This is a genomic window from Candidatus Poriferisodalis sp. (genome assembly GCF_965262965.1).
GTDB lineage: Bacteria > Actinomycetota > Acidimicrobiia > Acidimicrobiales > Poriferisodalaceae > Poriferisodalis.
Genome location: NZ_OZ253573.1, coordinates 3959004 through 3981189, shown reverse-complemented (window position 1 = coordinate 3981189; position 22186 = coordinate 3959004). Strand labels below are relative to the sequence as shown.

Below are 22186 nucleotides of genomic sequence, written 5' to 3'. Positions count from 1 at the left end.
GACACTCCCGTCACGATCGACATCGACTCCACAATCTGTGAGGTGCACAGCGACGCGAAGCACGGCGCCGCCTATGGTCACACCGCCACGCTGGGCTATCACCCGCTGGTCGCGGCCCGCGACGACACCGGCGAGATCGTGCACTCCCGGATGCGCAAAGGGTCCTCCCAGCGGGGCCGTGCGCGCTTCGTCTCTGAGACCGTGAACAGGGTGCGCCGATTGGCGCCCGACGCGGCCCTGACGCTGCGCGCCGATTCGGGGTTCTTCAGCTGGGACCTGATCGACACTCTCGGCAGGCTCGACACGCGCCTTTTGATCGCGGTCGCCCCGAACCCCGCCATCGACAGGGCAATCGCGGCGATCGGCGAGCCAGACTGGTCCCCGATCGGCTACACCCCCGACGGCGAGGCCCAGGTCGCCGCCACGACGCTGACCAGCGGTCGCCGCCGCGCCGACAAGCCGGCACGCACAGTGCACCTGGTGGCGCGCCGCACCCGCATCGTCGGCGCACAAGCCGATCTGTGGCCCAACTGGCGCCACCACGCCGTCGTCACCGACATCGCCGAGCGCGACCTCGACGCCAAAGCAGCCGACGCCCGATACCGCTGCCACGCACGCGTCGAACTGGCCATCAAAGACCTCAAAGCCGGCGACCTCGCGCACAGCCCCTCAGGCAGATTCGCGGCCAACGCCGCCTGGCTCGCGTTCGCCGCCCTCGCCCACAACATCGCACGCTGGACCGCCCGCATCGGCCACATCCACGAACCCCCAAAGCTCACCGTCGCAGCCACCATCGCCCGACGCCTGCTCACCATCCCCGGACGAATCGTCAACCGCAGCGGCCAAGCGACCCTGCGGCTGCCCGCCCGATGGCCCTGGGCCACCCAGTTCACCACAGCACTGCACCAGATCCGCAACCTGGCCCAGCACTGCTGAACCGCCAACACGCGCCAAGCCGCGCCGCGCACCACACCCCAAGGCCCAGCACACAACCCAGCCCCCACACGCCAACCCGGACCACGCACGCCCCGCCACACCGCCCGCCGCCACCACAACGACGCAACCCCACACCAGCCGAGCCACCCCCACCCACCAACAGCCAATCGGTGGATTCAGGCTTAGCGGGTGTGAGGGTCGGGAAGCCCGAGCCACGCGAGGTCGCTCACGTAGCCTGAACCGAACCAAATCACATGGACGTCCATGTCGTCGGGTGACCAGAACACGGGCTGCTCGACGACCTCGAACACCACGGAGCGGCCGTCCTCGTAAAGGTCACCACCTTCGGGGACCTGCAATTGCATGTAGGCGAGGTAGCTGACGAGCTCGTCGGCGGTGAACGCCTGCCCGACGCTCGCCATGCGTCCTCGCTCGTCGGGCCCGATGTGATCCGCGAAGCTGGGATGGGATGCCGGCACCCGGAACTTCGCGGTGGAGGTCATCCAGCGCTCTGCGTCGACCAGCCGCACGATGCCGGGCTCATACCCGTGATCGCGTTCGAACTGCTCGAGGTCGGGCATCCTCTCTGGAGGCAACGGCTTCTGGTTGTACCACTCGTACGAGCGCGACAGGTCCGCCTTGGGCGACATCTGCGCAGCGACCGCGAGGTCGATCTGGTCGGGGTCCTGTGGGCCGTCCCAGCCCTCGATCTCGAAGGGGGCGACCCCGCCGGGCTGGATTGACAGCGGCCACCGCCACGACTTGCCGCCAGCGCTGACCGTCACTCCGTACGCCCACAAAGCGCGCGACCAGTTCCGCACCAGCCCCCGCAGCACCCCGTCGCGCACCGCGACCGACTCGGCCAGCAGCCGCACCTCGTCGATCGGGTCGTCCGCATCGGAGTACCGGATCCCATGAACGCTGTCGCCGGGCTTGTCGATGAACTCGACTACTGCATTGTTGATGAAACCCATCGGGTATTCCCATGGCGACAGCGTGTTGCGGTACTCCTCGCGCTGGTCCTGACGCCACTGCAGTGCCTGCTCGCGGGTCTCGAAATACCCGCTGGACCCGCCCGGAGTCAGGTAGAACCAGCGGCCGCCGGGGTCCTCGCTCTTGGGCTCGCCATAACAGCCGAGCCCAGACTGACTGTTGCGGACCCAGATCAGCGCCTCATAGTCCATCGGCTCGCCCGGCTCCAAGATGGTGCCCCTGAGCCCTGCGTGGGCTTCCTCGCGCACGCACAGATCCAGCACCCGCCCCAGCGCATCGGGCTCGAAATGGGGCTTTGCACCCTGATCGCTGCCCAGCGCACCCCGAGCATCCCCGAGCCCGGGCCAGATCACGACCGCTCCCGGCTCGTCGCGCGCCCCCAAATGCAGATCCGCGTCCCCGAATGGCACCGCTGCTGCTGAGAACGTGGCCCCGACCCGACTCGGGCCCGCCGCCGGCCGCGGAGCCGACTCCTGTGTGGGCGGCTCAGGCTCGCCACCCCGATTTCCGCCGTCCGCTGCATCCGAAGCTCGGACCGTCTCCTCGGGTCCCGCAGGGTCACCCGAGCCTTCACCGACGGTCTGCCCGTCGCACCCGGCCGCCATCAGCCACAACGCGACCAGCACGCAGCCCAGACCCGCCCCGAGGGCGGCTGTGCGCGATCGTTCAGCGGAATGACGGGCCATCGCTCACCCCCAGCCTGCGAGCCAGCCCGGCGTCGTTAGCGCTCACCCACGGGCATTCCGACGGCGACTGGCCGAGTTCCGCTGATGCGCCGTCGCAGACCTGCACCTGCAATTCCTGTCCACCGTGCGTATTGCGCTCCCACGACGGCACCGCCGTGGCCAAAGTTGCCGCAAGACGCACGTTTCGGTTCTCCTGCACGCGCTTGATCAGCGTGTGCGCCGTCGAGCCCGAGCCGACCCTGAGCGACGCGAGCACCGACTTGGGGAACACCACGAACCGGAACCCGCCCTCGGTGAACGCGAAGAACGGCGCCGCCAGCGGGTTGCGGATCCGGCACCACGCCATCATGACCCGGTCCTCGTCCTCGTCGCCGTCCTCGCTCAGCGAGACGACCACTTCATCAGGACAGCGTGCTCTGGCCAGCCTGATGTCGTCTTTGTCTGTTCTGTCGAAGGCAGAGTACTTCCACGAGTCGTTGTTGTTCGCCTGCGGGTCGTACGCGTCGAGCCACCCTTCCGGCGACGTCGTGTCATAGAACCAGCAGTCAAATATCTCGCCGCTGCTGCCCCAGCGGCACCTCCAAGCATGCACTCCGCCGGCGATCTGATACTCGCCCGGATTATGGTCGGTCGTGACGTGCAAGCCGTCGACGCCGACCTCCACCTGCGGCTCAACATACAGGCGGCTGTAGGAGGCGCGATTGTCGTCGGCCTCGAGGCACGGATAGCTGGGATGCCGCATCGTGGCTGTGTTCCTGGTGCCGCTCGTGCACGCATGCCAATGGTTGAGCTCATTCTTGATTGCGACTAGCCGCTCAGCCGCATCAGCGACACCGCAGGCCGCGTCGCGGAACTGGTCAGCGACGTTGCGGCCGCCGATCACCGTGGAGGCCCGCTCGCCGTGATTCAGGTACGGATACAGCCCGGCGTCGTCGATCTGCCACATGCCCACGCCCGGGTTGTAGAACGCCGACGCAGGCCACATGCGCGGATCGATCTCCAGATCCCCGGGCTCGGAATCCTCTTCGTCGAGGCTGCCGAACTCCCCGAGCGGCTGTTGCGATAGTCGGTGCCGTGCCCGCCGCCGACGTTGTCGTTGCGGCCCTCCACGGTGCCGGCGCCTGCGTTGTGGCCCCCCAGCAGAAGCAGGTCGGTATCGAGCCGCGAGGCGATCGACGACGTCGAGCCCATATCGACGGTGACCGTGGCGGGGGCGTCGAGGGTGAACGTGTGTCGGCGCGCGTAGTACACGCGCCGTGCGATGGGGACGCGGCGCTGAGCCGATGTGCACGACGCGTCGGCGGTGATCGTCCCGCTGCGAGCCGTGACGCCCTCAGCGAGGCTGCCCAATGGGTCGTCGCACGGGTCCGAGGGGACGGCGCAGTCCACGCCGACGGCGACGGTTCTGGTCACCGTGCCTGCGGTGACCGTGACCGAATCGTCGTCCTCAACGGGAACTTCGGGTCTTGACTGCAAGCGGTAGGTACGCCACGTCAAGCTTGGGGGCACAGTCAAGAACGGTGCCGAAACTGTTCGAATCCGGCAGCACAAGTTCACCGATACGTTGATCAGTTGGCGCGATGAATTTCGTGGCCCATGTGTTCGCCCCGCAGACCAATACTTCACCGGTCGAGGCCAAGCTCAGCCACGTCACACCAGAATAGCATCCCAGATGGGCCGGATGCACCGTTACTACGAATAAGTCTCCATCATGGCGGGCTTGTACCGACCATCTGTGGCCATCAAGTCGTCTCGGCTGACGTATCACATGAGTCGTGCTGGATCCGCCTGACTCAAGCGACAACACATCGCCGCTCAACGCCGCCGCCACATTGGAGGGACGCAAATGCACCTCTGCAACAAGTGCTTCCGATGGCTTGTCTATTCGTCGCGCGGTCTCACCCCATGGCACCAAATATGAAACCTTACCCAAGCTGCCTGCCTCGCCAATCTCTATGCCATCAGGTCCGCTCGAGACCAATGCAATGCGACCCGGGCATACGGGACTAAATCCGCGCAGCGGTACTTCCGTACCAACTGCATCAGCCTGACGTAAGTCCCAATAGCGCAGACGCCAAACTGCTTGACGGCCGTTGGGATAAGCGCTGGTATCAATGGCATCAACCCACAGCTGAACCAGACCCACGAAGGGCCACTGTGGTGCGGCACCATTCTCGAAACGGCGCCACGCGTCATCATCGCGCTCGAGTGTCAGCCACGGCTGCGTCGTCGACGTGACCTCGGCCGACTGGTGTCGAGACCCGGGCACTTCGATGCTGACGGCTTCACGATCCGTTTCCACCGTCTCTAACCCTGATTATTCACGAGAATGCTGCTGATCGTATTTTCGGTGTGCTTTTCGTCTGGTTTGGTGGTGTGGGGCTGTTGGGGCGCCGACGGGAGCGTCGCGGCGGAGCCGGTGGCCTCGGTGTTGGTGCTCAGGCGGTGTCGGGTGGGTGTGGGTGCGTGGCGGGGCTGTCCCGCCGGGGGCAGGCGTCGCGCGGGACCGGTTGGCTGGGGGGTCAGCGGGGGTGGGCGATGGCGAGGAGCGCTTTGGCGCCGGGGTGCTGTTCGGGCAGGCGCAAAAGGACGCGCCGTGCGCTGTGGCACATCAGGGCGGGCAGGTGCCATAGCTGCCAGCGGAGCCGTTTGGGGGCTGCGCGGCGCAGCGCTCCGGTGAGGCAGGCGTTCTGGAACCAGCCGACGAGCGCGAGGCCGATGATGCACATGGCGGCCCAGGCGCTGTTCGCGTGCCAGTCGGTGAACGGCATGCGCGTCAGGCCGCTGTCTTTGAGCCGGCACACGGCGTTCTCGATGTCGGCGTGTGAGCGCATCAGCTTGTCCAGTTGCACGGCGCTGCGGGGCTGGTCGGTGAGGAATCCCCAGTAGCGGAAGTTCTCGCTGGGGAACAGGCTGCGCTGCGCGCCGGGGTGGCGCGGCTCGCGGCGCACCACCAGCCGGGTGCGCTCGGGCCAGCCCGACAGGTCCGCGAGGTCGGTGAGGTCCGCGACCTGAGCACCGCGCCGCTTGCGCTGGCCGGGCCGCTTCGGAACGTTGTGCCAGCGGTCCGGGTCGCCCAGGCCGCAGCGGATCGCTGCTTCGACGCCCGGAGCCGACCGCGCTGACACCGCATAGCCGATGTTGCGGTCCCGCAGCTTTGCGGCGAGTCTGGGCGAGCAGCCCGCGGCGTCGATGCGCACCACAAGCGGACGCCCCACGAGACTTTCGCCGTCGCCTTCGCGGTGACCCACGGCGTCGGGCTCGGGCAGCGTCGCCACAGCGGCGTCGATCACCTCGAGGTGATCGGCGATGTCGTTCGCGGCGGCGTTGCCGGGCCGCTGCTTGATCCACAGAGGCTCCCCGTCCGCAGTGGAGCACACCATCGGATGGAACCCGAACCCGCCCTTGTAATGCGGCGCAGCTCCCGCCTTGTTCTCCGAATGGACCTCCACCAGCGTCGAGTCGATGTCGACCACCAGCGGCCCGCTGCGGTCATGATCGGCCCACAACGGCTCGCGCACCGCTGCGGCCGCGCCCAAAAGCGCCGCGGCGCCGCCTTCGCCCAGGCCCGTGACGGTGCGGTACAGCGTCGAGTCCGACGCGACGTCGCCGAACAGCTCCCGCTGAGCACGCAGATGCTCGATGTCGGTGCACGCCTCACCGCCGCCGGCCAGCATCAACAGCCCATGGACCAGCACCCGGCCCCGGTCATGAACCGGGGCCCGCTCGCCGCGTGGGGGCACCGCGGCCGACAGCGCCTCGGTCAGCCCGACACGGTCCGCGAACCCGCCCAAAGCGAACAGCCCGACGCCCCACACCACACGGTCCCCGCCGCCTGCCAGACGCGCGTTTGTGACACTGCTAAGCCTGAATCCACCGATTCGGTGGGTGTGTGTGGGTTGCCGCGTCCGCGAAAAAGGCCTCCTGATCTGCGACGATTGTGATGTTCGTTGTCACATTCGTCTCAAAAACAGGAGGCACTTTTTGTGTCTGGATCATCGCGCAGTCTGGACCGGTTCGCAACGACGTTCGATCATGAGGGCCTGGTGGCCAACGCGGGCCTGATCCTGGCGGGAACGCTGATGGCCCGTCTGGGCCTGTTGGGGCTGATCGAGCGGTGGGTGCGCACCGGTTCCGCGAACCCGGGTCCCAAGATCTGCACCGTGGTCGCCGCGATGCTCGCTGGCGGCACCCACATCGATCACGTCGAGATGCTGCGCGCCGGACGCACCGGGCGGGTGCTGGGGTTCGCCCCGATGGCGCCCTCGACGGTGGGGTCGTTTTTGCGGACGTTCACGTTCGGTCACGTCCGCCAGCTCGAAGCGGTGGCGTCGCGCACGCTGGCTCGCGCCTGGGCGCTGGGCGCAGGCCCCGGCAAGGCGCCGCTGGTGGTCGATCTGGACTCCACGATCTGCGAGGTCCACGGCAAGCAGAAACAGGGCGCCGCGTACGGCTACACCAGCGTGCTCGGCTATCACCCGCTGCTCGCTGCACGCGCCGACACCCGCGAGGTGCTCGGCGCACGCATGCGCAAAGGCTCCGCGGGGTCCTCGCGAGGCGTGGTGCGCTTCGCCGACGAGCTCGTCGCCAGCCTGCGGCGGGCCGGGGCGAGCGGGCCGGTCACGGTGCGCGGGGACTCGGGGTTCTGGTCATGGAAGCTGATCGACCGTCTCGACGCCCACGACATCAAATGGTCGATCACCGTCGCCCTCAGATCCTCTGTGCGCACAGCGATCCAAGCGATCCGCGACGACGCGTGGGCCGACATCGCTTACACCAAAGACGGCCGCGCCCAGGTCGCCGAGACCCAATACACCACCGGCCGCGGCAAAGCCAAGCGCACCGTTCGTCTCGTGGTGCGCCGCACCCGCCTCGCCGAGGGCGCACAGCAACGACTGTGGCCCGACTGGCGGCACCACGCATTCATCACCAACACCGACCACGACACCGCCGCCGCGGATGAGTTCCACCGCGGCCACGCCGTGGTCGAGCTCGCCATCCGCGACCTCAAAGAAGGCTCCGGCCTCGAACACGTCCCCTCAGGCCACTACGGCGCGAACTGCGCATGGCTCGCCTGCGCAGCGCTCGCCCACAACATCGGCCACTGGAGCGCCACGCTCGCCGGCGCGCCGGCGGCCACCAACCGCTCCCGCCGCACCCGACTCGTCGCACTCGCCGCCGTGCTGGTGAACCGATCAGGCACACCCACCCTGCGATACCCCGCCCGCTGGCCCTGGGAAACACAATTCACAGCCACGCTCAACGCTCTCAGGGCTCTGCCCGGACCCTCCGGCTAAACAGCACAGCCCGGAACTGACGCCCCCACACAAACCCAGCGTCGACAACCCCGAACCACACCCGCACCCCTAGCAGAACACGCCCAAACACACCAAACCACACCCCCAACAACACCGCACCACCCCAACCCGCCACCAGCCCAGAAACCCCACGCTCACCAACAGCCAATCGGTGGATTCAGGCTAAGTTTCACCTCGGAGATGCCCCCCTGAACTGCCAGATGCGTTCTTCGCGGACATGCATCGTTGCAGGTCAGAGGGGCTTTTCCGCGGACCCCGACAGCCCAGTCCGCCCGGCTCGTGAATAATCAGGGCTAACGGTCTGGCGATCGTCGGCGAAGAGGTGCCTGGTACAACAGCGCTGCGCGTTGTCCAAGGCGGTGTGGCTGTCATTTGCGGCGGGTCCGCGTCATCAACTGCGCAGCTGCCAGTGACACACCCGAATAGCGCCACTAGTACTACAGCAGGAAGCGACCAAGGCCCGTCGAAGAGCCCGCAACCGCGCATCATTGCCGCGGCTCTTGCATTAGCCGAAGATCGATACCGTCTTCGCACACCTGCCAGCGCACCGGGCGTGGCAGCATGAATCGGGAACCGTCCACGCGATCAACCGCTTGATTGACAAGTACCGGCCCGCCAAACGCCTCACCACAGGTGATGACATTTCCAGTGACGCCATCCACCACGAAACCGTATTCGAACGGGCAGGATGTATCACTAGGTTCGCGGACGCGAAATGCGTAGTGCTGGCCATCACTCCCGTCGAAAAGCGGTGTCGGTCCGCCATGCATCCGCTCCTGTTCGATTGCAGTGTCGTCCTCCACGAGATCCGCCGCGTCGACAGCTCTCAAACCACCACGATATATGCCATACCAACGCGTTTGATCCGCAATCGAGACTCTCATCCAATAGCGCTCCGCGTCGCTGCCGGAATTCGTTGACACCAGGTCAATCTGCAACCATTCCGGGAATTCCAACGTTCTATCTGTCAGATATTCGCTATCGAACCAGAACTGAGGATACGCCTCATCGCCCCACGGAATACTATAGAGTGCGTTCCCCGCCGCACCATTAGCAGAAACAAAATCTATCCGATCCCTATGAACGGTCGGAGCCAATAGACATCCCGTCACATCACCCAACGGAACTTCCCTATAACGAGCATGTGTCACGTTCCAATATTGGAATATGTGCGAATACCCGCGCGCAGCAGGATCATCAGCGGGCCATGTCGGTCGATCACCAGAAGCGACGTTAACGATTCCCCTGAATGGCGAGCCGGGTGCTAGACTATCGACGCTACTTGTATCATCATACTGTTCCGTTTCGGCTCGTGCTTCCGCGTCCGCGCTCGCAACAATCATTGCACACGCGAACACAAGTGCTAATAAAGATCGGCTGACAATATGGTCCCTGCGCATCTCCGTATTCCACGCTAGCGGGGCAGTGCCCCGCCTTCCCAACGGTACTTGCCAGCTCGCGCGTTCGCGAAGCCGTGCATCATGATGTAATCTAGAAACATGATGTATTCATTACAGTTGGTTCTCGGGTCGAGCCGTTCCATACCGAGATCTGACAACAGCGTGTGATAGCCTTCGACCGTTGCACGTCCATTGAGAGTGTCAGGATTCCAAGAACCGTCGTAGTCGACTACAACATCACTAAATGCCGCAATGCAGTCTTGGATAAAGAAGTGGCAAGAAGTGTGTTGCCACTTGGCACTATCGCGCTTGATGCGGAGCGCTATTTCCGGGCAACCGTTGCCGACGTGAAAATGATTCTGGTGGCCTCCAATGTTTCGGTTCAGTACGTAGCCGAACCACTTACGTAATCCTGCCTCGACCGCGATCAGACGGCGACGAGTCACAGTGTCTAATGCATCACCAGCGCCGTTACAAGGCCTCGCTGCTATGGCCCCACCGACGCCATTCCATTCAATCCAATGAATATCCAATGCCTTGCCTTCATAGTGATAACTGCCTCGAACTCGTTTGCCTTTCGTACCATCGGGATTCTCTGTTGTTCTGTAACGTAGCGTATCACGTTGAGCCTTGTCAAGACCAAGAATGACTATCGGACCATGCTGCGGACCATAGGTACGAGAAAAATAGCTCGTGTTCTCAACAAATGAGCGGAGCGGCGAGTACAGAGATAGATGGCAATACAGATCGCCTGAAGTGCCAGCATATATCGCATTCCCGCTTCGATTGCGAATCTCATCAATGGTCGGTGATGTAAGACGGCACACGGGCCCATTCGAAGAAGAATCCCAGCCAGTCCAATCCCGAACGAGCCTCAGCTCGACACCCAGTGAATACTGGCCATCCATCGCGAGTCTGACATTCCCTTTGGTATTAATGGCTGTGGGTGCACCATAAATGCAATCATTTGCATCGGCCATATCACTCATGCTCCTCAAATTTATAGCTGCATCTCTGCAATCTCATCTGGAACCTTTTGGTTCCGGGTGGCCAAAGGCCGCCTATGCACACGTAGCTGCGGCAGATAGACAAACAACGCCGTCGCCTAAGAACGGCGTATTATCTCTTCCATTGGTGACGGGTTTGATATCGCGATATCCTTTGACAGTCGGTGGATTATTGGAAGGCCAATGTTCTCTAATCGAGTAGCTATGTGCAAGCCATCAACATACGTCAGGAGTCGTCGCTGCCCGGCCATATCGGCAGTAGATACATAAGTGTGATGACCCGCTGAAGTGACTCCCAGTAATGCACGGTCTGTTCCGATATCGAAGATGACTCGGCCGTCTGCTCCATAGCCGCGTGTGCCTAAGCGGTCCTCCACGATGAGTATTTCCTCATGCGTCGTGCTGGACATTCCTCGAAGTGCTCCGTGATCGAGCGGAATCGACCTGTGTATGGATGACACTCCCTTGAACGCATCGTGAGCATTGACCACTGCTACCTCAATGATTGAATCTTGAATCTCGGCGAATGCGTAGTGATCAACGGCAAGATAACTTCCGTCTCCGACAACAGCACCGACCGAACCGCCGGTGCCAACACCGACTTCGAATTCTCTACTTGCCCAACTTGCCAGATTGTGTGTCGCAACCACGGTCGGAAAATGCTCAGCAAAAGTGTGCCTATGTGTTGTTCCAATCGGTCGTCCCGGCTGCGATGCGAGACGTTCCGACTCGGGCCCTGCTTGAGCGATCAACGTGTCATAGTCGACACCCGCTTCGAACTCAAGTGAACTGGTCTCTGTTAACCGATGTCCGCCGATGACGATGGTGTCGTCAATGACTCCGATGCAGCGTGCTTCGAAGTCGTCTGGTGCTTGAACTGCGTGGTCTTCGCCGGTGGTTTCTGACCGCACAGTGATCCCTGTGCCCGGTGGGCCAGGTCTCAGGGTGAGCAGTTCGTTCTTCCAAGTGGCGGCATCGGCAAATCCCGCTTCGACCTGGACAACGTCTACACCGGGGTCAACGTTGAATGCCGTGACCGCACGTTTCGAGGTGCCATGGCCGCCCAAGAGTCGCCAGCCGCCGAATCCCGCGGCGGCAACGGCGCCGCTGGTGCCCGCTACGACGGCGAGGAACCGTCGGCGGTTCATCGGTGTGTTGTTGGTCATGTGGCCTCCGTGCGCCAAAGCGCGTGGGCGCGTCGTTGCGGCTCTAGGAGCCAGGCCGCGGATAGGGGACCTTGATGTTGAGCGTGTACTGGTCGCCGACGCCAGGAGTGGCGCCGGCTGCCAAGGTGACGACGATGGCGTAGACGCCTCGGCTGGGCGTCGCATGGATGCGAGAGTCGGTGGCTTTGCCGTCCAGATACAAATATCCGGTCATGGTTGCGGGGTCGTATGCGTTGTCGTTGGACGCCCGCACGTCACCGCTGACGTCAACCGCGTTGAGGCCGTCGACGACGGGATCATTGGCATACAGGGCGAGGTGGGTGTCTTGGTCGCCGGAGGACAGTCGAATGGTGACCTCGGCGGTGAGTTCGCGCACCTCGAACGCGTAGTACCGAGCTCGACGGTCTGTCCCACCTACGGGCACGACGCAGGCGGTGTCTGTGGGCCATGCTTGAGTGGTGAGGTACCAGCGTCCGAGCGGGACGCTGGTGATGCAGCTCTGTGGAATCGTGACGGTGGAACTCTTGCGGATCGTCAGCGACGGCCCTGCACCACTGGCGCAAACGCTGGAGCCGCCGATGACCACGGTGTTGCCCGCCGGGCACACTGTGCCCTTGGCGGCATGGCCGGCTGCGGCGTGCGTCGCGACAGTGGGTGCCGCGGCCCTCGCGCCGTTGGCGCCGCTTGTCGCAGCTGCGGTGCGGGGCACGGCGACGTCGAGCCGAACCGCATAGGTCCCCGTGGCGGTGCCGGTGATGGTGAGAGTGCCTGAGCCGCCACCGTAGGCGAGGGTTGCACTCGCGCGAGTCTGGGCGTCCGCAGGCACGGTGAGGACAGCGTTGGCCGGTGCATAGCCGAACTCGAACCGGGTGGCCTCGCCCTGCACCACATGCATCTTGTTGCTGATGCCGTTCACGGTCGTGACTGACACCGCCAGGTCATATGCGCCGGTGCGGCGGGTGCCGTAAGTGGTGGCCTCGATCGTGTAGTCCCCCGGAGCGAGCTCCACCCCGGACAGCCGCGAGTTGTAGCGGTGGGTGCCGTGCCCGGAGCCGACGTCGTCGTTGCGGCCCAGCACTGTGCCGGTGCCGTCGCTGCTGTGGCCTTCCAGCAGCAGCAGGTAGGTGTCCAGCCTGGACGCGTTCGACGCTGCGGATCCGAGCTCGATCGTCACCCGGGCCCGCTGGGTGAGCGTGAAGGTGTGGCGGCGCGCGTAGCGGCTCGTGGAGCTGCCCCCGTCACGCCAGCGCTGGGGCGAAGTGCACCCTGAGTCGGCCGTGATCGTGCCCGAGCGCGTCACCGCGCCGGGCTGCAGCGTCCCCAAGTGATCACTGCAGGGCTTCACGGCAGCGAATGTCACGGTCTGCACGGCGTCTGCGCGAGTTGCAGCAGTACACGTGACAGTGACTTCTTCCGAATCGGGCGCCGTCAGCGGCACCGTCAGAATCCGGTTGCCGGGCGTGCCAGTCGTGTCGGTCGTGACAGTTCCAACAGTCGGCAAGCACATAGCAGTCGCCGGCGTGACATCGAAGCTGTCAGCCACGTTTGACGTGCCGACGCCGGCACGGGTCGTGTCCTGCAGGCCGGCGATCTCCACGGCGTCGAGGCACGACACCGACACACGCGCAGTCTGGGACGCAGCGTCGGGCAGCGTCGCAGTCGCAGTCACCGTGCCCGTGCCCGTGCCCGTGCACGCCAGAATCGCCGTCGATGCACGATGCCACGTCGTTGAGCCGTCCGGCCCCAAGCTCGGCGTGACCGTGACCGGTTCCTCGCCGCTCACCGTCACACTGCCGCTCACCGACCACGCCACGGCCAACCCGCTCGCAGTGGCCGAGGCATCCGCCGCTACCCGGAAGGCACGGCCCGGAGCCGTCACGCACGTATACCCAACGTCAACACCCGGTGGCGTAGTCGACTCTCGCTCGCAGCGGCCGCCCTCAACCGCCCGCACGCCAAGCGATGTCACGGCGCCTGCGTGGGTGAACACCACATCCTCGACGCCGTCGGCCCGGCCGTCGTTCGTGCAGGTGACGGTGATCGTCGCCGCTGCGGGCGCGGCAAGGCCGGCGCTGAGGACGCGGTCGCCCGCCGCGCCGCCGGCGGGACTGGTGATGGTGCCGACCGGTGATGCGGTGCACCCGGCGGTAGCGGGGCTGACGGTGAAGGTGTCGCTGACGGTAACAGCGCTTGTGCCGGACTCGGTAGCGCCGTCGAGGCCGGTGATCGTGACCGGGTCGACGCAGTCCACCTCCAGCCGGGTGATGTGGCTGTCGGCGCTGCCCGCGGGTCCCGCCGTGGCCGTCAAGGTCACAGTGCCGTCCGCGGTGCACGACAGGTCCGCAGATGCGGTGGTCTGCCAGTCGCCGGCCGCAACGCTGTCGGGCCCCAAGATCGCAGTGGCTGCCGGCGTCGCCGCAGCGGCGACCGACGCGCTGCCAGCCGCGGCCCACGCCAAGCCGATCGTGGCGTGGTTCGCTACCGCGGTAGCGGCCACGGCTGCGGTCTGGCCATTGACGATCTCGCACTCCAGCGCGACGTCGACGCCATGGGGCGCAGCGCCCGCATCAGGCTCACACGCGCCCCGCGACGCCACCGTGACCGACTCGACCGCCGGATCGAACACAACGGTGACGCTCAGGTCGTAGTCGCCCGTGCGGCGGCTGCGGAAGGTGGTGGCCTCGATCGTGTAGTCGCCGGCGGCGAGCCGCCTGTCGGCGATGCGCGAATCCCGGATGCCGCCGCCTCGGTCGTCGTTGCGGCCCTCCACGGTGCCGGTGCCTGCGTTGTGGCCCCCCAGCAGAAGCAGGTAGGTGTCGAGGCTGGATGCGTTCGACGAGGCCGAGCCCAAGTCGATCGTGACCGTCGCCGCAGCGTCGAGAGAGAACGCGTGCCGGCGCGCGTAATACGTGCTCGTGCTGCCCGAACGACGCTGAGGCGATATGCACGACACGTCGGCAGCAATCGTCCCGCTGCGGGTCGTGACGCCGTCGGCGAGGCTGCCCAGCGGGTCGTCGCACGGGTCGGCCGCAACGGCGCAGTCCACGCCGACGGCGACAGTCCTGGCGACCGCGCCAGCGGTGATCGTCACTGTGACGGTGCCGTCGGCAGTGCACGACAGCGTCGCGACCGAGGTGCGCGAGTACCCCACCGACGGCACCGTCGCTGCGGGTGCTTGGGTCGGCGTTCCCACCGACGCTCCCCCCGAACCCGCCCACCCCAGCGACAGCCCGTCGTGAGCGCCCTGCGCCGTGACGGTCACCGACAAGGCGCCGCCCTGGGGCACTGTGCACGTATAGCGCGCAGCGGCGGTGCCGGTGCATGCTGTGCCCGATGCGACCGTGACCGAGCCGATCGCCGCCTTGCCCGCCAGGGTGGCTGTGTCTTGGGCGGCTGTGCGGCCCGCCGCGTCGCAGCTGACGGTGACCTCGTGGCTGAACGGCGCCGCGAGCGCGAGGCTCACCTTGCGCTTGTCCGCGGCTGTGCCCGCCGACACCGAAGGCGTGACCCCGACAGTCACGGTGGTAGCGGTGCACACCGCACCCGCCGGCTCCACGGCGAACTCGTCGGAGGCAGTCACCGTCGCTCCCGCCAAGCCGTAGCCCGTGTGGTCCGCGAGATCGGTGATCACCACCGGCGGCTCGACAGCAGCGATCGTGCCCGACAGCGTGAACGCGCCGGTGACGCTCGCCGTCGACGTGGTGACCTCGATCGTGTAGACGGTGCCGGCCGCCAGCGCGACGTCGGTGACCTTCGCGTCGGTGCCGACGCCCGAGTCGTCGTCGGAATCCACCTCGGTGACGTTCGAGCCCGAGCCCGACAGCACATAGACGAACACATCAGCCGCCGCCGACGACACCGCGAACGCCGCGGTGGACGCCGCCGACACTCGCAGCGAGAACCGGCGCGCGTAGTACGGCGACTGCGCGTCGCCCTTGCGCAGCGACACACAGCCCGCAGCCAATGTGCCGCTGCGAGACACGGCGCCCGCGCCGAGCGTGCCCAAGTCCTCGATGCAGCCCGCGCCGGTCGGCGTGGCGGTGGGCGGGCCCAGGGTGGTGCGCGAGCAGCGGCCACCCCCAGCGGGCGCATAGGTGTCGGGGCACGACACCGCCGGCGGGTCGCCCACCACCGTGGTGAGCGGCGCAGTCGGATTCGAATAGGTCGTGGTGGTGGTCGTCTTCTCGCACTTGCCGCTGGTGTCGTTCCACGCGTAGTCCGTCGCGCACGACCGCTGGGCGTCATCAGTACGGCTCGTGGCGGGGGTGCTGCCGGCGGCCGCCCACCGCGTCGACGCCGTGTCGGCGCGGCAGAGACCCCCGTTCGCTGTGTACCCCGACGGGCACGAACGCGTCGCGCTCGTCGTCGCCGTCGTGATCGGCGACGTCGAACTCAGCGTGTACGTCGTGGTGGGGCTGTCCGCACGGCAGTTCGCCCCGTTCGCCGAGTGCCCCGACGGGCACGAACGCGTCGCGCTCGTCGTCGCCGTCGTGATCGGCGACGTCGAACTCAGCGTGTACGTCGTGGTGGGGCTGTCCGCACGGCAGTTCGCCCCGTTCGCGGAATGCCCCGACGGGCACGAACGCGTCGCGTCCGTTGTCACGGTGCGGGTGCGGGTCTCGTACCAGCACTGCTGGCCCGCTATCGGGTCGAAGCTGCACACCCGCTGCCGGTACGTCTCGGTCTTGGAGCAGTACTCCCCTTCGCCCGCGTTCGTCAGCGTGTAGTCGGACGGGCACGAATACACATACCCCGCGGTCTGGTAGTACGACGACGTGCTGTAGCAGGCACCGTTGCGATAGGTCAGCGACCCCGGGCAGTACGGCGACACCGACTTCTCGCAGTACTGGCCCTCGCCCGCGTTCGCCAGCGTGTACCCCGACGGGCACGAATACACATACCCCGCGGTCTGGTAGTACGACGACGTGCTGTAGCAGGCACCGTTGCGATAGGTCAGCGACCCCGGGCAGTACGGCGACACCGACTTCTCGCAGTACTGGCCCTCGCCCGCGTTCGCCAGCGTGTACCCCGACGGGCACGAATACACATACCCCGCGGTCTGGTGGTACGACTCGGACCGATAGCAGCCATTGCTGGGAGTCGTGCGATAGGACTCCGCGGCGGGGCACTCGGGCGGATCCAGCGTCACCCGGCACGAATAGGTGTAGCCCGGGTCCACGAACGCCGACACGAGCGTGCCCTCGCTGCAGGTCCAATCCGCGTCCCGCTGCTCGGTGGTCTCGCTGGTGGTCTCGGTCTGGCACTGACCTTGGTGCAGCACCTTGCCGTCCGTGCAGTACGCCGGTACCGTCTTCTGGCAGCTATGAGACGTCCCCAGCTCGCCGGTGTCAGTGACCAGCTCATAGCCCTCCTGGGCGCACACCCGCGTGAGCGGCACGGTCTCGGTGGCGGGGGTCTTGCACAGGTTCCCGTCGACCACCATGCCCGCCGGGCAGCTCAGCCCAGGCGTCCCCGACGACACAGCAGCCCCGGCTTCGCCGGCCAGGCTGCCCCAAGTGATCTCCAGCGGGCCAAGGTCACCGTTGGAGTCTTCTGCTCGTTCGAGCCACGGCACGGCGCCGACGCCGGAAACGACCGAGGTCGCGACGAGGGTCGCAACTACCAGCCGCGACGCCCAGCCCAGCCGGCCGACTCTCCGCTGTCGCGCGCGGGTCGCGCGGCGCGGTGGGGAATTGCTTTTACCCCCCCCCCCTCGCAATTCCGTCGGTCGTGGGGCGGGTCGGGGCCATGAGCGGGGCAACGTAACCCTCGACAACGTCGCTGTCAACAACCCGGATCTCCGCGGATTCGGCTTCGGCTGCGTCTGGGCGGCGGCTTCTTGCGATGCGTGAGGAGGCCCAAGCGCCGTCTGCCTCGGCAGGGACCGGCGGGGCCGCCACGCCGGCGAGGACGCGTCGGCGGCTGCCCCGTGCGGCCAAACGCGTCCTTGTCGGGCTCGGCGGATCGGCGCTGATGGCAGCCAGCATCGCGGGGTTCTGGGCGACCGCAGCGGCGTTCGACGAGCGCATCGCGGTGGTGGTGACAGCCCGGGATCTCCCCCGGGGCCATGTGCTCAGCGCCACCGATCTGGCGCCGGCGCAGGTGATGCTGGGCGACGTTCCGCACATCGCGTGGACCCCCAGCGCGCCCGAGACGCTGGCCGGGCTCGCCGTCGGGCACGCATTGCCTGCCGGGTCGCTGGTGGGCACCCACCTGCTGGTCGAGCCGTCGATCCGCGCGTTCGGGGACGCACTCGAAGTCGTGGTGCCGCTCGACACCAGCCTGGCGCCTTCTGGTGTGCGCGAGGGCGACGTGGTGCTGCTGGTGGACCCCGGTGCGGCGCCGTCGCGCGAACGGGCGGGACGGCCCCGATCAGTGATCCGCACGCTCGACCTCGCCGCCTTCGACGGCTCGGCGATGCGCCTGTTCGTGCCGCCTGCGCAATGGGTGTGGTGGCGGGCGCTGCCCGGCGAGCTGGGCGCACCGCCGATGGCGCTGCCGGTGCCACTGGGCGGCGACGCCGCAGCGTTGGCTGCAGATCTCGACGAGCTGTGGGCAGCCTCCTACTCCCAGGAAACCGCAGCCCTGCAGCCCTTCGGCGGGCAATGGCGCGACCAGGCTGCACCCGGCGAGCTCGAAGTGCTGACGCCGGTGGATCTGAGCCTTGCTCCTTCGGGCATCGCGCAGGGCGACTTGGCGCTGCTGATCGATCCTGGTGCGCCCCGCGGCAGCGCAGACGGCGGGCGGCCCCGCTCGGTGATACGCGCCGTGCGACTGGAGCACTACGAGGACGGTGTGCTGGGCGTCTGGGCCCAACCCGCCGAATGGGTGTGGTGGAAGTCGCTGCCTCAACAGCTCGGCGCAGCGCCCATGGTGCTGAGGGTCCCCCCCGGCACCGACACCGACGCTGTCGCCGAGCAGCTCAACAACCGATGGCAGCAGGCATGGGAACAGGGCTGATGCTGGCCGTGCGCGACACCCACGGGGCGAGCCTGGCTGCGCCCGGGCTCGATGCCGGAGCAGTCGCGACGGCCGTCGCCCGCTCGTGGGCGCACACCGGCCGCGACGTGCTGCTGGTGGACGCAGACGCGCACGGCACCGGCCTCAGCGGGCGCATCGGCGCCGCGGCCCGCTTGGCGCTGCAACCCGCGCAGCGGGGCCTGCCGTCGCTCATCGCCTCGCGTGCATCGCTCAGCGCCGACACCGTCGTCCGACATTGCTGGCTGCTGCCGACCGAGGGCGGCGGCTCGGTGCATCTGCTGGGAGCGCCGGCTCATCCCGACGGGGCACGTCGCACGGCGGGCTGGCTGGCGGACCGCTGCGGGGAGCTGGCCGCGCTGGCAGACCGCTGGGCGGTCATCGTGTCGATGCCCGGGCCGACGGCGCCCTCATATGAGCCGCTGATGCAGGCTGCTTCGCAGCGCCTGACGCTGGCCGTGGCGCCGGGCACCGCCCCTGCGGGCGGGCTGCGTGCCGTGGGGGCCGCATTCTGGCTGCGCTTCGCGCCCGACCCCGAAACCAGGCTGCTCACCGCTGAGGTCGAAGGGACCGGCCCGCACAGCCTGAGCGCGAATACGCCGACCCTGGGGACGAGCGCGCCGCTCATCGGCGGCATCCGCCGGGTGCGCCCGGCGGCACTGCTGGGCGCACGGCCGCGGCAGCGAGACCGGGTGCTGCTCGAAGCGCTCGCAGGCGTCGCCGGGCGCCTGGGGGCCGCGGCCGATCGCGTGGAGGAACCAGCGGGGCGATGCGTCGCCGCGGACACGGCGGCCGGCGGCGGCCGGACACCGGACAGATCGCCATCTGAGGCGGGCTCGTGACCTTGACGGCGTCGATCTGGAGCGAGGTGCTCGCCGAGGTGCAGAGCTACCGGCTGGACGCGGCCGAGCCGCTGCCCGAAGTCGCCGACGCGTGCCGGCAGATCGCGGCGGGCATCGCCCGAGGGCGCGAGGCCGAGGCGCTCGATGCGCGCGGCGAATCGCTGAGCGACGACGACGCATCGTGGCTGGACAGCCGGCTCGAAGAGCTGCTGGGCACCGGCCCGCTCGAAGGCTTCCTGCGCCAAGACGACGTGGAGAACATCTGGCTGTTCGGCCCGCACCTGGGCGTGCTGGGCCTGTCGGGAGGCCGCCAGGAAACGATCGCGGAGCCGCCGTTCGCGGACGCGGAGGAGATGATCGGGTTCATTGCCCACCTGGCGGTCACCCACGGCCAGACCGGGCGGCGCTTCGATGCGTCCGCGCCGCTGCTGGACCTGCGCCTGCGCACCGGAGAGCGGGTGTTCGCGGCGATGGAGGTGTGCGGCGCTCCGTATCTCACCGTGCGGTGCCACCGCCACCGGCTGATCCGCCTCAACGACCTGGCGGCGGGCGGCTCGCTGAGCGCAGACGCGGCAGATTTCCTCGCGGCGGCGGTGCGGCCCCCTGGCCCGGCCAATGTGCTCGTCTGCGGAGCGCTGGGGTCGGGCAAGACCACGCTGCTGCGGGCGCTGCTGGGCGAGATCGGCGCCCATGAGGTGGTGTGCACTCTGGAGCAGACCTTCGAGCTGTTCCTCGACGAGACACACCCGTACACGTTCGCTGCCGAGACCCGTGAGCCCAACAGCGACGGCGAAGGCGAGATCACCATGGAAGAGCTCGCCCGCCGCTCCCTGCGCTCGGGCGCCGACCGCGTGATCGTCGGGGAGCTGCGCGGACCCGAAGCAGCCACGTTCCTGTCCGCGTGCGGCACTGGCTCGGACGGCTCCATGGCCACCATTCACGCGTCGTCGCCCCGCCAGGCGCTCATGCGGCTCGTGCGCTACTGCATGGGATCGGGCCTGGCCGGGGCTCAGTCCGCGCTGGTCCAAGAAGCAGCCGACGTGGTCCACCTCGTCGTGCACATGGGCAGCGACCCCCACACCGGCTTCCGCGGCGTCCGCCAGATCACCGAAGTGCTCGGCGCACCCGACGACCGATTCGAGACCCACGACATCTACGCACGCCGCCAGCGCACCGGCCCGCTCGAGCCGGTCGGCCGCCCCCGCAGCCCCGAACTCGCCGAACGCCTCACAGAGGGCGGCCTCGACGTCACAACCTGGCCCCAGGACGCCTGAGCGGCGATGACGGACGTCGTGGGCTTCGGGAGGCTGTGGGTTGTCCAAGCCGTCGCCGCAGCCGGCGGCATCGGCGGCGGCCTGTGGGCGACCCGGCTATGGGGCATGGCCGTGCTCGCCGGGGGCCTGGGGATGCTGCTCCCGCCATTCATCGCAGCACCCGCGCGGCGCCGGCGCCAAACCGCAGAGGCACTGGCATGGCAGGCCTGGACACGCCAGATCGCCGAGCTGGCCCGCTCGGGCGCGGGGCTCGGAGACGCGCTGGCGGCCAGCACCGAGCACGCCCCGCCCCAGATCGCCGCCACCGTGAGCCGCGCTGCTCGAACCGCGCGCCTGGTCGGGCTGCGCGCCGCAACCGATGAGCTTGCTGCCGTCGGCCAGGTGTGGGAACCCGAAGCGGCCGCCGGACTGCGCATCGCAGCGTCATCGGGCGGGCCGCTGGCCGGACCGCTCAGCGACCTCGCCGGACGCATCGGCGACATCGTCGCTTTGCACCGCGCACGCACCGAAGCCGTGGTGCAGCTGTGGACCCAGACCATCGCGCTGCTCGCACTGGCAGGCGGCGTCGTGACGCTGATGTACCGCAACAACCCCGCCTACTTCGAGCCCTACCGCACACCCACCGGCCAAGCAGTGCTGCTGCTCATCGCATTCGTGCTCCTCGGCGCCACAGCATTCCTGGTCCGCCACTCGGTCGTGCGCGCCGAGCCGTCGGTACTGGTCGCCCCCAAACGCGCCAGCCGCGCCCCTGACCCGCTGTGAACGCCGCGATCGCAGCAGTGCTCGACGGAGCGGCCTTCGCCTGCGGGCTTGGGCTCGTCGTGGCTGCGCTCACCGGAAAGCCGGCCCGCAGGTCGTTGCGCACTGCGTCAGCAGACGTGTGGGGACTGCTCCCCGAGCCCAAGCCGAGCCGGGCCAGCGATCTGCTGCTCGCGGGAGTGACGTATCAGGCGTACTTGACGCAGCGCGTTGCCGGCCTGGCCGGAGGGCTGGCTGCGGGCGCCGTTGCGGCAGCGTGGTGGACCAGCACCGCTACCGCGGCGGTCGCCGCTGTGGCGCTATGCACGCTGGTGGGATGGCTGGTGCCCTACCAAGGGGTCAAAGACGCTGCCAAACGCTCTCGCGTCGAGCTCGACCAAGTCGTCCGGCTGTGGATCGTGCTCGCCGCTCAGCAAGTCGCTGCCGGCGCCGAGCCAGCCAACGCGATGCTGATCGCCGCCCAAGCCGGTAAGCGTCCCACTTGGCGACTTCTGCATCGGCACCTCCTCAGCGCCCAAAACGAGCGCCGGCCGGCATCGGACGGCTTGAGCGAACTCGTCGAGCGCTACGGGCTGGTGAGTCTTACCCAGGCGGTCGGCGCCTTCGGGCTTGCTGCCCGCCGCGGCACCCGCATGGCAGACGCCGTCCTAGCCGCAGCCGACAACCTGTGGCGCGACACCATGCAGCGCGAACGCGAAGCCGCCGAGCGTCGCAACCAGATCATCGTCCTGCCCGCCACTGCCGTCGCGCTCGCGCTCGCGGCGATCCTCATCTACCCCCCGTTCGTGTCGCTCACCGGCGGCATCGTCGCGAACGCTCCCTGACCG

15 protein-coding genes and 1 pseudogene are annotated in these 22186 nt (G+C 67.4%); 7 read left to right on the top strand and 9 right to left on the bottom strand.

Going from position 1 to position 22186, the window contains the following annotated elements:
• Positions 1-9 precede the first annotated feature (9 nt).
• Positions 10-936, top strand: a pseudogene (locus ACQY5K_RS18995) (IS1380 family transposase); the annotation flags it as partial.
• A gap of 182 nt (positions 937-1118) precedes the next feature.
• Here the strand turns inward: ACQY5K_RS18995 and ACQY5K_RS18990 are convergent.
• The 5 genes from ACQY5K_RS18990 to ACQY5K_RS18970 all read right to left on the bottom strand — a co-directional run bounded on the left by ACQY5K_RS18990 (position 1119) and on the right by ACQY5K_RS18970 (position 6457).
• A complete protein-coding gene (locus ACQY5K_RS18990) occupies positions 1119-2615 on the bottom strand; it encodes a hypothetical protein (protein ID WP_428118661.1) in 1497 nt (498 codons plus the stop codon).
• Positions 2596-3600 carry a hypothetical protein gene (locus ACQY5K_RS18985; protein ID WP_428118658.1) on the bottom strand — a complete coding sequence of 335 codons (1005 nt, stop codon included), beginning with the start codon at positions 3598-3600 and terminating at the stop codon, positions 2596-2598. Before ACQY5K_RS18985 ends, ACQY5K_RS18990 begins: the two co-directional genes overlap by 20 nt.
• Positions 3522-4124, bottom strand: coding sequence for a hypothetical protein (locus tag ACQY5K_RS18980; RefSeq protein WP_428118656.1), 603 nt, complete (start codon positions 4122-4124; stop codon positions 3522-3524). Before ACQY5K_RS18980 ends, ACQY5K_RS18985 begins: the two co-directional genes overlap by 79 nt.
• Entirely contained in the window at positions 4063-4917 is an 855-nt protein-coding gene (locus ACQY5K_RS18975) for a hypothetical protein (RefSeq protein WP_428118653.1), read from the bottom strand. The genes ACQY5K_RS18980 and ACQY5K_RS18975 overlap by 62 nt, the downstream gene beginning before the upstream one ends.
• Before the next feature lie 220 nt (positions 4918-5137).
• Complete coding sequence (locus ACQY5K_RS18970; protein ID WP_428122783.1) at positions 5138-6457, bottom strand: IS1380 family transposase; 1320 nt, start codon at positions 6455-6457, stop codon at positions 5138-5140.
• Between the two features lie 144 nt (positions 6458-6601).
• Here ACQY5K_RS18970 and ACQY5K_RS18965 point away from each other — a divergent pair, with 144 nt between their 5' ends.
• The gene (locus tag ACQY5K_RS18965; protein ID WP_428114714.1) at positions 6602-7912 is read left to right on the top strand and encodes an IS1380 family transposase; all 1311 of its coding nucleotides are present in this window, start codon (positions 6602-6604) and stop codon (positions 7910-7912) included.
• A gap of 506 nt (positions 7913-8418) precedes the next feature.
• Here ACQY5K_RS18965 and ACQY5K_RS18960 read toward each other — a convergent pair.
• The 4 genes from ACQY5K_RS18960 to ACQY5K_RS18945 form a co-directional block, all read right to left on the bottom strand.
• Positions 8419-9054: a hypothetical protein gene (locus tag ACQY5K_RS18960; RefSeq protein WP_428118651.1), complete on the bottom strand. Its 636-nt coding sequence runs from the start codon at positions 9052-9054 to the stop codon at positions 8419-8421.
• Between the two features lie 293 nt (positions 9055-9347).
• Positions 9348-10322, bottom strand: a complete 975-nt coding sequence (locus tag ACQY5K_RS18955; RefSeq protein ID WP_428118649.1) for a hypothetical protein — start codon at positions 10320-10322, stop codon at positions 9348-9350.
• A gap of 116 nt (positions 10323-10438) precedes the next feature.
• Complete coding sequence (locus ACQY5K_RS18950) at positions 10439-11506, bottom strand: hypothetical protein (protein WP_428118646.1); 1068 nt, start codon at positions 11504-11506, stop codon at positions 10439-10441.
• 43 nt (positions 11507-11549) lie between these two features.
• A complete protein-coding gene (locus tag ACQY5K_RS18945; RefSeq protein ID WP_428118643.1) occupies positions 11550-17081 on the bottom strand; it encodes a hypothetical protein in 5532 nt (1843 codons plus the stop codon).
• Between the two features lie 398 nt (positions 17082-17479).
• On the opposite strand from ACQY5K_RS18945, the gene ACQY5K_RS18940 reads away from it, so the two are divergent.
• The 5 genes from ACQY5K_RS18940 to ACQY5K_RS18920 are packed head-to-tail and all read left to right on the top strand — an operon-like array spanning position 17480 to position 22183.
• Positions 17480-18466 (top strand): SAF domain-containing protein, encoded by a 987-nt coding sequence (locus ACQY5K_RS18940; protein WP_428118641.1) that lies wholly within the window; start codon positions 17480-17482, stop codon positions 18464-18466.
• A complete protein-coding gene (locus ACQY5K_RS18935; RefSeq protein ID WP_428118638.1) occupies positions 18451-19326 on the top strand; it encodes a hypothetical protein in 876 nt (291 codons plus the stop codon). Before ACQY5K_RS18940 ends, ACQY5K_RS18935 begins: the two co-directional genes overlap by 16 nt.
• Positions 19323-20600: a CpaF family protein gene (locus ACQY5K_RS18930; RefSeq protein WP_428118635.1), complete on the top strand. Its 1278-nt coding sequence runs from the start codon at positions 19323-19325 to the stop codon at positions 20598-20600. Before ACQY5K_RS18935 ends, ACQY5K_RS18930 begins: the two co-directional genes overlap by 4 nt.
• A 6-nt stretch (positions 20601-20606) precedes the next feature.
• Positions 20607-21362, top strand: coding sequence for a type II secretion system F family protein (locus ACQY5K_RS18925; RefSeq protein WP_428118632.1), 756 nt, complete (start codon positions 20607-20609; stop codon positions 21360-21362).
• The gene (locus ACQY5K_RS18920) at positions 21359-22183 is read left to right on the top strand and encodes a type II secretion system F family protein (protein ID WP_428118629.1); all 825 of its coding nucleotides are present in this window, start codon (positions 21359-21361) and stop codon (positions 22181-22183) included. The genes ACQY5K_RS18925 and ACQY5K_RS18920 overlap by 4 nt, the downstream gene beginning before the upstream one ends.
• Positions 22184-22186: the final 3 nt, after the last annotated feature.